Annotated in this window: 13 protein-coding genes; all 13 read left to right on the top strand. The window is 61.0% G+C overall.

Features of this window, described 5'->3' with window-relative positions:
• Positions 1-171 precede the first annotated feature (171 nt).
• Positions 172-915, top strand: coding sequence for a UMP kinase (pyrH, locus tag ACODSJ_RS12625; RefSeq protein WP_003198235.1), 744 nt, complete (start codon positions 172-174; stop codon positions 913-915).
• Complete coding sequence (frr, locus tag ACODSJ_RS12620; RefSeq protein WP_489102040.1) at positions 912-1,469, top strand: ribosome recycling factor; 558 nt, start codon at positions 912-914, stop codon at positions 1,467-1,469. Before pyrH ends, frr begins: the two co-directional genes overlap by 4 nt.
• Positions 1,470-1,482: 13 nt before the next feature.
• Entirely contained in the window at positions 1,483-2,238 is a 756-nt protein-coding gene (gene uppS, locus ACODSJ_RS12615; RefSeq protein WP_489102039.1) for a polyprenyl diphosphate synthase, read from the top strand.
• Positions 2,238-3,044: a phosphatidate cytidylyltransferase gene (locus tag ACODSJ_RS12610; RefSeq protein WP_489102038.1), complete on the top strand. Its 807-nt coding sequence runs from the start codon at positions 2,238-2,240 to the stop codon at positions 3,042-3,044. The genes uppS and ACODSJ_RS12610 overlap by 1 nt, the downstream gene beginning before the upstream one ends.
• Positions 3,041-4,231 carry a 1-deoxy-D-xylulose-5-phosphate reductoisomerase gene (gene ispC, locus ACODSJ_RS12605; RefSeq protein WP_489102037.1) on the top strand — a complete coding sequence of 397 codons (1,191 nt, stop codon included), beginning with the start codon at positions 3,041-3,043 and terminating at the stop codon, positions 4,229-4,231. The genes ACODSJ_RS12610 and ispC overlap by 4 nt, the downstream gene beginning before the upstream one ends.
• A 52-nt stretch (positions 4,232-4,283) precedes the next feature.
• The gene (rseP, locus tag ACODSJ_RS12600) at positions 4,284-5,636 is read left to right on the top strand and encodes a sigma E protease regulator RseP (protein WP_489102036.1); all 1,353 of its coding nucleotides are present in this window, start codon (positions 4,284-4,286) and stop codon (positions 5,634-5,636) included.
• Between the two features lie 74 nt (positions 5,637-5,710).
• Positions 5,711-8,086, top strand: coding sequence for an outer membrane protein assembly factor BamA (gene bamA, locus ACODSJ_RS12595; RefSeq protein ID WP_489102035.1), 2,376 nt, complete (start codon positions 5,711-5,713; stop codon positions 8,084-8,086).
• Between the two features lie 45 nt (positions 8,087-8,131).
• Positions 8,132-8,635, top strand: coding sequence for an OmpH/Skp family outer membrane protein (locus ACODSJ_RS12590; protein WP_489102034.1), 504 nt, complete (start codon positions 8,132-8,134; stop codon positions 8,633-8,635).
• Positions 8,636-8,638: 3 nt separating this feature from the next.
• Positions 8,639-9,694 (top strand): UDP-3-O-(3-hydroxymyristoyl)glucosamine N-acyltransferase, encoded by a 1,056-nt coding sequence (gene lpxD, locus ACODSJ_RS12585; protein WP_489102033.1) that lies wholly within the window; start codon positions 8,639-8,641, stop codon positions 9,692-9,694.
• A gap of 105 nt (positions 9,695-9,799) precedes the next feature.
• The gene (gene fabZ / locus ACODSJ_RS12580) at positions 9,800-10,240 is read left to right on the top strand and encodes a 3-hydroxyacyl-ACP dehydratase FabZ (protein WP_489102032.1); all 441 of its coding nucleotides are present in this window, start codon (positions 9,800-9,802) and stop codon (positions 10,238-10,240) included.
• Complete coding sequence (gene lpxA, locus ACODSJ_RS12575) at positions 10,237-11,013, top strand: acyl-ACP--UDP-N-acetylglucosamine O-acyltransferase (protein ID WP_489102031.1); 777 nt, start codon at positions 10,237-10,239, stop codon at positions 11,011-11,013. Before fabZ ends, lpxA begins: the two co-directional genes overlap by 4 nt.
• A 2-nt stretch (positions 11,014-11,015) precedes the next feature.
• Positions 11,016-12,146 carry a lipid-A-disaccharide synthase gene (lpxB, locus tag ACODSJ_RS12570; RefSeq protein WP_489102030.1) on the top strand — a complete coding sequence of 377 codons (1,131 nt, stop codon included), beginning with the start codon at positions 11,016-11,018 and terminating at the stop codon, positions 12,144-12,146.
• An 11-nt stretch (positions 12,147-12,157) separates the two neighbouring features.
• Positions 12,158-12,796 carry a ribonuclease HII gene (rnhB, locus tag ACODSJ_RS12565; protein WP_489102125.1) on the top strand — a complete coding sequence of 213 codons (639 nt, stop codon included), beginning with the start codon at positions 12,158-12,160 and terminating at the stop codon, positions 12,794-12,796.
• Positions 12,797-12,936 lie beyond the last annotated feature (140 nt).

The following is a 12,936-nucleotide window of genomic DNA, read 5'->3' as shown; positions in this document are numbered from 1 at the left end:
ACGCGCGCAGCCTCTTTTTGGATGAGGATGCCGATTTTTATTGGTTTCCTGTCGGAACTGGCTTACAAAGCCGTGTTCCGATGGCGCTGTGTCAGCGTCAAACGACTGTGAACGCGGGCTGCAAACAGCTTGCACAGAATTTTCGAAAATACGCCGCAGGAGAGATTCGCAATGGCTCAGCAGGGCAGTGGTTATCAGGCTCGCTATAAACGCATTCTACTCAAGCTTAGCGGCGAGGCCCTGATGGGCTCGGAAGAGTTCGGGATCGACCCGAAAGTGCTCGATCGCATGGCCCTGGAAGTCGGCCAACTGGTCGGAATCGGCGTCCAGGTCGGCCTGGTCATCGGCGGCGGCAACCTGTTCCGCGGTGCGGCGCTGAGCGCGGCCGGCATGGATCGGGTCACGGGCGACCACATGGGCATGCTGGCCACTGTGATGAACGCCCTGGCTATGCGTGATGCGCTGGAGCGTGCCAATATCTCGGCCATCGTGATGTCGGCCATTTCCATGGTGGGCGTGACCGACCACTACGACCGTCGCAAGGCGATGCGTCACCTCAACTCCAAGGAAGTGGTGATTTTTGCCGCCGGTACCGGTAATCCGTTCTTCACCACGGATTCGGCTGCCTGCCTGCGAGCGATCGAGATCGATGCCGATGTCGTGCTCAAGGCCACCAAGGTCGATGGCGTCTACACTGCCGACCCGTTCAAGGACCCGCATGCCGAGAAGTTCGATCATCTGACCTACGATGAAGTGCTGGATCGCAAGCTGGGTGTCATGGACCTGACGGCTATCTGCCTGTGCCGCGACCACAAGATGCCGCTGCGCGTCTTTAACATGAACAAACCCGGTGCCCTGTTGAACATCGTCCACGGCGGCGCCGAAGGAACACTGATCGAGGAAGTCCAGCAATGATCAACGAAATCAAGCAAGACGCTGAACAGCGCATGAAGAAATCCCTGGAGTCCCTGGCCCACAACTTCGGTCGCATCCGCACCGGCCAGGCTCACCCCAGCATCCTGGAAGGCGTGATGGTGCCGTACTACGGCGCCGACACCCCGATCAAGCAAGTGGCCAACATCACCGTCAAGGACGCCCGTACCCTGCAGGTGGTGGCTTTCGAGCGCAACATGCTTGCCGCCGTCGACAAGGCCATTGGCAGCGCCGGCCTGAACCTGAACCCGACCAACCTGGGTGAACTGCTGCTGATCTCCATGCCGGCCCTGACCGAGGAAACCCGCAAGGGCTTCACCAAGCAGGCTCGGGACGTCGCCGAAGACGCTCGTGTTGCCGTGCGCAACATCCGTCGCGATGCCAACAGCTCCCTCAAGGACCTGGTCAAGGAAAAGGAAATCAGCGAAGACGAAGAGCGCCGTGCCACGGGCGAGATCGACGACCTGACCAAGAAGTACGTGGCGAAGATCGATGCCGATCTGGCCCAGAAAGAAAAAGACCTGATGGCCGTATAAGGGTCTCGCTTTCATGGAAAAGACCAAGCAGGCCGTGTCGTTCGCGGTGCCGCGCCACGTGGCGATCATCATGGACGGTAATAATCGCTGGGCGAAGAAGCGCTTTTTGCCCGGTGTTGCCGGGCACAAGGCCGGGGTCGACGCGGTTCGCGCGGTCATCGAGGTGTGTGCCGAGGCTGGTGTCGAGGTGCTGACCCTGTTCGCCTTCTCCAGCGAGAACTGGCAGCGCCCGGCCGATGAGGTCAGTGCCTTGATGGACCTGTTCCTCAAGGCGTTGCGGCGTGAGGCAAAGCGCCTCAACGAGAACAAGATCAGCCTGCGCATCATCGGCGATCGTTCGCGCTTCCATCCTGAACTACAGGCTGCAATGCGTGAAGCCGAGGCCGCGACGGCCGGTGCTGACCGCTTTATCCTGCAAATCGCCGCCAATTATGGCGGTCAGTGGGATATTGCCCAGGCCGCCCAGCGGCTTGCGCGGGAAGTCCAGGCCGGGCATCTGCGCCCGGAGGACATCAGCCCCGAACTGTTGCAAACCTGTCTGGCGACGGGCGACTTGCCGTTGCCGGATCTTTGCATCCGTACCGGCGGTGAACACCGCATCAGCAATTTCCTGCTTTGGCAGCTGGCCTACGCCGAGCTGTATTTCTCCGACCTGTTCTGGCCGGACTTCAAACACGAAGCCATGCGCACCGCACTGGCCGATTTCGCTTCCCGTCAGCGTCGTTTCGGTAAAACGAGCGAGCAGATCGAAGCTGGAGCCCGGGTTTAATGCTCAAACAACGAATTATTACAGCGCTTATCCTGTTGCCTATCGCCCTGGGCGGGTTCTTCCTGCTCGAAGGTGGCAGCTTCGCCCTGTTCATTGGACTGGTCGTGACGCTGGGGGCTTGGGAGTGGGCGCGGCTGGCGGGTTTTCCCACGCAGTCGGCGCGCGTGGCCTACGCCGCTGCGGTGGCGGCGATGCTGTTCATCCTCTACCTGGTGCCAGGGCTCGCGCCTTGGGTGCTGGGCGCTGCCGTACTGTGGTGGGCAACGGCGACCTTCCTTGTCTTGACCTATCCGCGAACCTCGCACCATTGGGCCAACACCGCCACCAAACTGCTGATTGGCCTGCTGATTCTGTTGCCTGCCTGGCAGGGGCTTATCTGGATCAAGCAAGGTGCGCTCGGTAACTGGCAGATCATGGCTGTGATGGTGCTGGTCTGGGGAGCCGATGTCGGGGCCTATTTCTCCGGCAAGGCCTTTGGCAAGCGCAAGCTTGCACCCAAGGTCAGCCCTGGCAAGAGTTGGGAAGGGGTCTATGGCGGGCTCGTGCTCAGCCTGGTGATCACCACCGTGGTCGGCTTTGTGCGGGACTGGACCGTCGCCCAGCTGTTCATGGGGCTGATTGGCGCCGCACTCATCGTGTTCGTGTCGGTCGTCGGCGACCTGACCGAGAGCATGTTCAAGCGCCAGTCCGGAATCAAGGACAGCAGTAACCTGTTGCCGGGCCATGGCGGTGTGCTGGATCGCATCGACAGCCTGACCGCAGCGGTTCCGATCTTCGCCGTGCTGCTGTGGATGGCGGCATCGTGAAGCGTCCCCAGCAGATCACCGTCCTGGGGGCGACCGGTTCGATTGGCCTGAGCACGCTTGACGTCATTGGCCGGCACCCGGAACGCTATCAGGTGTTTGCCCTCAGTGGTTATTCGCGCCTGAGTGAGTTGTTGGCCTTGTGTGTACGGCATGTGCCGCAGTTTGCCGTAGTGCCCGAGGCGGGCGTCGCGCGGGCGTTGCAGGCTGATCTGCGCGCGGCCGGCTTGTCCACGCAGGTGCTGGTGGGCGAGGAAGGGTTGTGCCAGGTAGCTGCCGATCCGCAGGTCGATGCGGTGATGGCGGCGATTGTCGGTGCCGCGGGCTTGCGTCCGACACTGGCTGCCGTGGAAGCGGGCAAGAAGATTCTCCTGGCCAATAAAGAAGCGCTGGTGATGTCTGGCGCGCTGTTCATGCAGGCGGTGCGCAAGAGTGGTTCGGTGTTGTTGCCCATCGACAGCGAGCACAACGCGATTTTTCAATGCATGCCGCAGGATTTTTCCCGTGGCCTGGGTGCGGTGGGCGTTCGGCGGATTCTGCTGACAGCCTCCGGCGGCCCGTTCCGGCAGACTCCGTTGGAAGAGCTGACGCACGTTTCGCCCGAGCAGGCGTGCGCCCATCCCAACTGGTCCATGGGGCGCAAGATTTCCGTGGACTCGGCGAGCATGATGAACAAGGGCCTGGAGCTGATCGAGGCTTGCTGGCTGTTCGATGCCAAGCCGTCCCAGGTCGAGGTGGTGATTCACCCGCAGAGCGTGATTCATTCCCTGGTGGACTATGTCGACGGTTCGGTGCTGGCCCAGCTGGGTAACCCGGACATGCGCACCCCGATCGCCAACGCGCTGGCCTGGCCGGAGCGGATCGACTCGGGTGTTGCCCCGCTGGACTTGTTCGCCATTGCGCGCCTGGATTTCCAGGCCCCTGATGAGCTGCGTTTCCCTTGCCTGCGCCTGGCGCGACAAGCGGCAGAGGCGGGCGGCAGTGCGCCGGCCATGCTGAACGCCGCCAATGAAGTGGCGGTTGCAGCGTTTCTCGACGGGCGTGTCCGTTATCTAGAGATCGCGAGTATCATCGAGGAAGTCTTGAGTCTCGAGGCGGTTGTTTCGGTCGACGATCTCGACACGGTATTCACGGCCGACGCCAGGGCTCGTGAGCTGGCCGGCCAGTGGTTGAAGCGCCACGGGCGTTGACGCTGCGGCACGTTAGCCAGGGCTGCCCTGGACAGGATTGCGGAGAAAACTGATGAGCGCGCTCTATATGATTGTCGGCACCTTGGTTGCATTAGGGGTGTTGGTCACTTTTCACGAATTCGGTCATTTCTGGGTTGCGCGTCGCTGTGGCGTCAAGGTGCTGCGCTTTTCCGTTGGCTTCGGCATGCCGTTGCTGCGCTGGCATGACAAGCACGGTACCGAGTTTGTCGTGGCAGCCATCCCGCTGGGCGGCTACGTGAAGATGCTCGACGAGCGTGAAGGCGAAGTGCCCGCCGATCTGCTCGATCAATCGTTCAATCGCAAGTCCGTCCGGCAGCGCATCGCCATCGTGGCGGCGGGGCCGATTGCCAATTTCCTGCTGGCGATGGTGTTTTTCTGGGCGCTGGCGATGTTGGGCAGCGAGCAGGTGCGACCGGTCATCGGCGCGGTCGAGGCCGGCAGCATCGCGGCTCGGGCCGGGTTGGGGGCGGGACAGGAAATCGTCGCGATCGATGGCGAGCCAACCTCGGGATGGGCGGCGGTCAACCTGCAGCTGGTACGGCGCCTGGGCGAAAGCGGTTCGCTGCAGTTGATGGTGCGCGAGCAGGGTTCCACGGTGGATTCGCCCCGGGAGCTGGCGCTGGATAACTGGCTCAAGGGTGCCGATGAGCCGGACCCGATTCGTTCCCTGGGTATACGCCCGTGGCGCCCGGCGCTGCCGCCGGTGCTGGCCGAGCTCGATCCGAAAGGCCCGGCCCAGGCCGCTGGCCTGAAGACCGGTGATCGGCTGCAAGCATTCGATGGACAGCCGGTCAATGACTGGCAACAGGTAGTCGACTCGGTTCGTGTACGTCCTGATACCAAAATTGTGCTGCGGGTTGAACGTGACGGTGTTCCAATCGACGTCCCGGTCACCCTGGCCGCCCGTGGCGAAAGCAAAGCGCCGACCGGCTACCTTGGGGCAGGCGTCAAGGCCGTCGAATGGCCGCCGGAAATGGTGCGTGAGGTCAGCTTCGGTCCCGTGGCGGCGATTGGCGAGGGGGCGCGTCGCACTTGGAACATGAGCGTCCTGACCCTCGACTCGCTCAAGAAAATGTTGTTCGGCGAGCTCTCGGTAAAAAACTTGAGTGGACCGATAACCATTGCTAAAGTGGCGGGCGCTTCTGCCCAGTCGGGCATTGCTGATTTCCTGAATTTCCTTGCTTATCTGAGCATTAGCCTGGGAGTTCTGAATTTGCTGCCCATCCCGGTACTGGATGGGGGGCATTTGCTGTTCTACCTGATCGAGTGGGCGCGTGGTCGCCCCTTGTCGGATCGGGTGCAAGGTTGGGGGGTACAGATCGGTATCAGCTTGGTGGTCGGGGTCATGCTGCTTGCCTTGGTCAACGATCTGGGTCGCCTGTAACGCGTCGCTGAATTGCGAACCTGCCGCATTTTGCGGCAGTTTGTTTATTGCCAGTTGGAATAAGAAAGGACTTCATGAAACGTCTGCTGCTAACTGCGGTTCTCACCGTATTGATGATCGCCGAAGTTCACGCCGAGTCCTTCACTATCTCTGATATTCGCGTCAACGGCCTCCAGCGGGTTTCCGCCGGTAGCGTCTTTGGTGCCTTGCCGCTGAACGTCGGCGAGCAGGCGGATGATCGGCGCCTGGTGGAATCCACTCGTGCGTTGTTCAAGACCGGCTTCTTTCAAGATATCCAGCTGGGCCGCGACGGCAATGTCCTGGTCATCACGGTAGTCGAGCGCCCGTCGGTCGCCAGCATCGAGATCGAAGGCAACAAGGCGATCTCCACTGAAGACCTGATGAAAGGCCTCAAGCAGTCGGGCCTGGCCGAAGGCGAGATCTTCCAGCGTGCCACCCTCGAAGGCGTGCGTAACGAGCTGCAGCGCCAGTACGTCGCCCAGGGCCGCTACTCGGCCACCGTCGACACCGAAGTGGTGCCGCAGCCGCGCAACCGTGTAGGCCTGAAGGTCAACATCAACGAAGGCACCGTGGCAGCCATCCAGCACATCAACGTGGTGGGCAACACCGTATTCCCCGATGAAGACCTCATCGACCTGTTCGAGCTCAAGACCACCAACTGGCTGTCGTTCTTCAAGAACGACGACAAATACGCCCGTGAAAAACTCTCCGGTGACCTGGAGCGCCTGCGTTCCTATTACCTGGACCGTGGCTATATCAACATGGACATCGCTTCGACCCAGGTGTCCATCACCCCGGACAAGAAGCACGTCTACATCACCGTCAACGTCAACGAAGGCGACAAGTACACCGTTCGTGACGTCAAGCTCAGCGGTGACCTGAAGGTGCCGGAAGAGCAGGTCAAGTCGCTGCTGCTGGTGCAAAAAGGCCAGGTGTTCTCGCGCAAGCTGATGACCACCACCTCCGAACTGATCACCCGCCGCCTGGGTAACGAGGGCTACACCTTCGCCAACGTCAACGGTGTGCCACAGCCTCACGATGACGACCATACCGTCGACATCACCTTTGCCGTGGACCCGGGCAAGCGTGCCTACGTGAACCGCATCAACTTCCGTGGCAACACCAAGTCCGAGGACGAAGTGCTGCGCCGTGAAATGCGCCAGATGGAAGGTGGCTGGGCGTCGACCTACCTGATCGACCAGTCCAAGACCCGTCTGGATCGCCTGGGCTTCTTCAAGGAAGTCAACGTCGAGACCCCGGCCGTGCCGGGTGTCGATGACCAGGTCGATGTGAACTACAGCGTCGAGGAGCAGGCTTCCGGCTCGATCACCGCCAGTGTCGGTTTCGCCCAGAGCGCCGGCCTGATCCTCGGCGGTTCGATCACCCAGAACAACTTCCTGGGTACCGGTAACAAGGTCAGCGTCGGCTTGACCCGCAGCGAATACCAGACCCGCTACAACTTCGGTTTCGTGGACCCCTACTGGACTGCCGACGGTGTGAGCCTGGGCTACAACGCCTTCTATCGCACCACCGACTATGACAAGCTCGACTCCGATATCTCCAGCTATGCGGTGGACAGCTACGGTGTTGGCGCCAACGTGGGCTACCCGATCAGTGAAACCTCACGCCTGACCTTCGGCCTTACCGCCCAGCAGGACAAGATCAACACCGGTCGCTACACCGTCGACGAGATCTTCGACTTCGTGAACAAGGAAGGCGACAGCTACCTGAACTTCAAGGCGTCGGCCGGCTGGTCCGAATCGACCCTGAACAAAGGTGTGCTGGCGACCCGTGGCCATTCCCAGAGCCTGGTGTTCGAAACCACCACGCCGGGCAGCGACCTGTCGTTCTTCAAGCTCGACTATCGTGGTCAGCTGTTCCAGCCACTGACCGACAACTACACCATGCGCTTCCACAGTGAATTGGGCTATGGTGATGGCTACGGTTCGACCGACGGCCTGCCGTTCTACGAGAACTACTACGCCGGTGGTTTCAACTCGGTGCGTGGCTTCAAGGACAGCACCCTGGGTCCGCGCAGTACGCCGAGTCGTGGTACTAACCCGGGCACCATTGCTGACCCGGACCAGGATCCGCGGCCCTTCGGTGGCAACGTGCTGATCCAGGGCGGTATGGAGGTTCTGTTCCCGATGCCGTTCGTCAAGGATCAACGCTCCCTGCGCACCTCGGTATTCTGGGACGTGGGTAACGTCTTCGACTCCAAGTGCAGCGACACCACCAGCGCCAACGGCACCAGGTCCAACACTCAGTGCAATGACATCAGCCTGAGCAACATGGCCAGTTCCGTCGGTGTAGGCGTGACCTGGGTGACCGCGCTGGGTCCTTTGAGCTTCGCGTTGGCCATGCCGATCAAGAAACCGGATGACGCTGAAACCCAAGTGTTCCAATTCTCTCTCGGCCAGACGTTCTAAGCGTCTGTCCCATGACAACGACAATGGATTTTGTAGGAGTGCATCGTGCGTAAGTTGACTCAATTGGTTCTCCTGGCGACCGTCCTGGTAGCAGGTCCGGCTTTTGCCGACATGAAGATCGCCGTACTGAACTATCAGATGGCGCTGCTGGAGTCCGATGCTGCGAAGAAATACGCTGTGGACGCCGAGAAGAAGTTCGGCCCGCAACTGACCAAGCTCAAGGGCCTGGAAAGCAGCGCAAAGGGTATCCAGGATCGCCTGGTATCCGGTGGCGACAAGATGGCCCAGGGCGAGCGTGAGCGTCTGGAGCTTGAATTCAAGCAAAAGGCCCGTGACTTCCAGTTCCAATCCAAGGAACTGAACGAAGCGAAAGCCGTTGCCGACCGTGAAATGCTCAAGCAGCTCAAGCCAAAACTCGACAGCGCCGTGGAAGAAGTCATCAAGAAAGGTGGTTTTGACCTGGTGTTGGAGCGTGGCGCCGTGATCGATGTCAAGCCTCAATTCGACATCACGCGCCAGGTGATCGAGCGCATGAATCAGCTGAAGTAATCCATGACAGCGACTATCAAACTCGGCCAATTGGCCGAGTTCCTCGGCGCCACCCTGCGTGGCGACCCGCAGAAGGCAATTACTGGGCTAGCCACTTTGCAAGAGGCTGGCCCAGATCAGTTGAGCTTTCTGGCAAATCCTCAATATCGCAAATACCTGGCCGACAGCCGGGCCGGCGCGCTGTTGCTCAAGGCCGCTGATGCCGAAGGGTTTGCTGGCGATGCGTTGATCGTGCCTGATCCGTACCTGGCCTATGCCCGGATTTCCCACCTGTTCGATCCCAAGCCCAAATCGACAGCCGGCGTGCATGCCAGTGCGGTGATCGCGGCGGATGCGGTGGTCGATCCCACGGCCAGCATCGGTCCCTGTGTCGTCATCGAAAGTGGTGCGAGGATCGGCGCCGGCGTGACATTGGGTGCCCATTGCTTCATTGGCGCTCGCAGCGAGGTCGGCGAAGGTGGTTGGTTGGCCCCTCGGGTTACCCTGTACCACGATGTGCGCATCGGCAAGCGAGTGGTCATCCAGTCTGGCGCGGTGCTGGGCGGTGAGGGGTTCGGTTTTGCCAACGAGAAAGGCGTCTGGCAAAAAATCGCCCAGATCGGTGGTGTCACCGTGGGTGATGACGTGGAGATCGGCGTCAACACTGCCATTGACCGCGGTGCGCTGGCCGACACGATCATTGGCAATGGCGTCAAGCTCGACAACCAGATCCAGATCGCCCACAACGTCCAGGTCGGTGATCACACCGCGATGGCTGCTTGCGTGGGCATCTCCGGCAGCACCAAGATCGGCAAGCACTGCATGCTCGCCGGCGGCGTTGGGCTGGTGGGGCATATCGAGATCTGCGACAACGTTTTCCTGACCGGGATGACCATGGTGACCCACTCGATTACCGAGCCGGGTGCCTATTCTTCCGGTACTGCCATGCAACCGGCGGCCGAATGGCGCAAGAGCGCGGCCCGCATCCGTCAGCTCGACGACATGGCACGACGTTTGCGACAGCTGGAAAAGCGTGTAGGGGACGTGACCCCTGGCGGTAATGCTTCATCAGATGGCTGATACCATTTCCATATCAAGTGTGCACAGCCGTTAGGGCTTCTTGATTTGCTAGCGGAGTGCGCATCACCCGTGCGCTCCCAATCTTTACATAGGCTTCCCCCCGAAATGATGGACATCAACGAGATTCGCGAATACCTGCCTCACCGTTACCCGTTCCTGCTGGTGGACCGGGTAGTGGACCTGGATGTTGAAGGCCAACGCATTCGCGCCTACAAGAATGTCAGCATCAACGAACCGTTCTTCAATGGTCACTTTCCTGCGCATCCAATCATGCCGGGCGTGCTGATCATCGAGGCAATGGCTCAGGCTGCAGGGATCCTTGGTTTCAAAATGCTCGACGTGAAGCCTGCCGACGGCACGCTCTACTACTTCGTCGGCTCCGACAAACTGCGTTTCCGCCAGCCGGTGACGCCGGGCGATCAATTGATCCTCGAAGCCAAGTTCATCAGTTGCAAGCGCCAGATCTGGAAGTTCGAATGCCAGGCTTCGGTCGACGGCAAGCCAGTCTGCTCCGCTGAGATCATCTGTGCGGAACGCAAGCTATGAGTTTGATTGACCCTCGCGCAATCATCGATCCGACGGCCGTCCTGGCCGCCGATGTCGAGGTCGGCCCGTGGTCGATCATCGGCGCAGGTGTGGAAATCGGCGAGGGTACGGTGATCGGTCCTCACGTGATTCTCAAGGGGCCGACCCGGATCGGTCGTCACAACCGCATCTACCAGTTTTCTTCGGTAGGCGAGGACACCCCCGATCTCAAGTACAAGGGTGAAGAAACTCGCCTGGTCATCGGCGATCACAACGTGATCCGCGAAGGCGTGACGATTCACCGTGGCACCGTGCAGGATCGTTCAGAAACGACCCTGGGCGACCACAACCTGATCATGGCCTACGCCCACATCGGTCATGACAGCGTCATTGGCAACCATTGCATCCTGGTCAACAACACCGCGCTGGCGGGCCATGTGCATGTGGACGACTGGGCGATCCTGTCCGGTTTTACCCTGGTGCATCAGTATTGCCACATTGGCGCCCACAGCTTTTCCGGCATGGGTACGGCCATTGGCAAGGATGTCCCGGCCTATGTCACGGTGTTCGGTAACCCGGCTGAAGCTCGTAGCATGAACTTCGAGGGCATGCGCCGTCGTGGGTTCAGCGAAGACGCGATTGCCGCGTTGCGCCGCGCCTACAAGGTCGTGTATCGCCAGGGCCTGACGGTCGAGCAGGCGCTTGCCGAGCTGGCCGAGGCTTCGGAGCAGTACCCCGAGGTCGCCATCTTTCGCGACTCCATCCAGTCGTCGAACCGTGGCATTACCCGCTAATCATGGCTAATTTGCGTATTGCGCTGGTGGCGGGAGAGGCTTCCGGTGACATCCTGGGCGCCGGCCTGATGCGGGCGCTCAAGGCGCAGCATCCGGCGGTGGAGTTCATTGGGGTCGGCGGGCCATTGATGCAAGCCGAGGGCATGGCCTCCTATTTCCCCATGGAACGCCTCTCGGTGATGGGGCTGGTGGAAGTGCTCGGGCGCCTGCGGGAGTTGCTTGCCCGGCGCAAGAAACTGATCGCGACGTTGATCGAAGAGAAGCCGGATGTGTTCATCGGCATCGACGCGCCGGATTTCACCCTCAATATCGAACTCAAATTGCGCCAGGCCGGCATCAAGACCGTGCACTACGTCAGCCCGTCGGTCTGGGCGTGGCGGCAAAAGCGTGTGCTGAAGATCCGCGAAGGCTGCGACCTGATGCTCACGCTGCTGCCGTTCGAGGCCCGGTTTTACGAAGAGAAGGGCGTGCCGGTGCGGTTTGTCGGTCACACCCTGGCCGATACCATTCCCCTGGAGGCTGATCGCGAAGCGGCGCGCCAGGCGTTGGGCCTGCCCGACGGTCCGCTGGTGGCGCTGATGCCCGGCAGCCGCGGCGGTGAAGTGAGTCGCCTGGGAGGGCTGTTTTTCGACGCCGCCGAACGTCTTCGGACGATGCGTCCGGGTGTTCGCTTTGTCCTGCCGTGTGCCAGTGCTCCACGCAGAGAGCAATTGGAAGCGCTGCTGGTCGGTCGCGATCTGCCGGTCACGTTGCTCGATGGCCGCTCCCATGATGCGCTGGCTGCCTGTGATGCGGTGTTGATTGCCTCTGGCACGGCGACCCTCGAAGCCCTGCTGTACAAGCGTCCGATGGTGGTCGCCTATCGCCTGGCGCCGCTGACCTTCTGGATCCTCAAGCGCATGGTCAAGAGCCCCTACGTTTCCCTGCCGAACCTGTTGGCCCAGCGCTTGCTGGTGCCGGAATTGCTGCAGGACGATGCGACGGCCGAAGCCTTGGCCGACACCTTGCTGCCGTTGATCGACGGTGGCCAGGAACAGACTCGCGGTTTTGACGAGATCCATCGGACCTTGCGTCGCGATGCCTCCAACCAGGCCGCAGATGCGGTATTGACCCTGATCGGCGCGAAACCATGAGCCATTCGAAACTGCAAATGGGCCTGGACTTCAACCTGGTCGCCGAAGTGGAAGAACTGGTGGCCGGTGTCGACGAGGTTGGTCGCGGCCCACTGTGTGGCGCGGTGGTGACGGCGGCGGTGATCCTCGACCCCAATCGTCCGATTCTTGGTCTCAATGACTCCAAGAAGCTCACCGAGGCCCGTCGCGAGAAGCTCTACGACGAAATCTGCGAGAAAGCCCTGAGCTGGTGCATTGCCCGGGCCGAAGTCGAAGAGATCGACGAACTCAATATCCTCCACGCCACCATGCTCGCCATGCAGCGTGCCGTAGAGGGGCTGCACATCACGCCGAAACTGGCAATGATCGACGGTAATCGCTGTCCGAAACTGTCGATGCGTGCCGAGGCGGTCGTCCAGGGCGACGCCAAGGTGCCGGCCATCGCGGCGGCCTCGATCCTGGCGAAGGTCAGTCGCGACCGCGAGATGGCGGCGTTCGAGTTGATCTATCCGGGCTATGGCATCGGCGGTCACAAGGGCTACCCGACGCCCGTTCATCTGGAGGCCCTGGCGCGCCTTGGGCCAACGCCCATCCATCGGCGTTCGTTCGCGCCGGTGCGGCTGGCTTATGAAGCCCGTGATGGTTTGATCGAAAGCGAAAAATTCGTCTGATTCGTGGCGAGGGAGCTTGCTCCCGCTTGGGCGCGAAGCGCCCACAAGAATGGTCTGCTGCGCCCTGGAGCGCCAGCCCGGCCCAGCGGGAGCAAGCTCCCTCGCCACAATTCAATCCTCGGTTGAAGAGCACGGGTTGC

This window comes from Pseudomonas sp. FG6 (assembly GCF_057809015.1).
The sequence above is the reverse complement of the archived record's forward strand: the minus strand, read 5'-3'. Positions and strand labels throughout refer to the sequence as shown.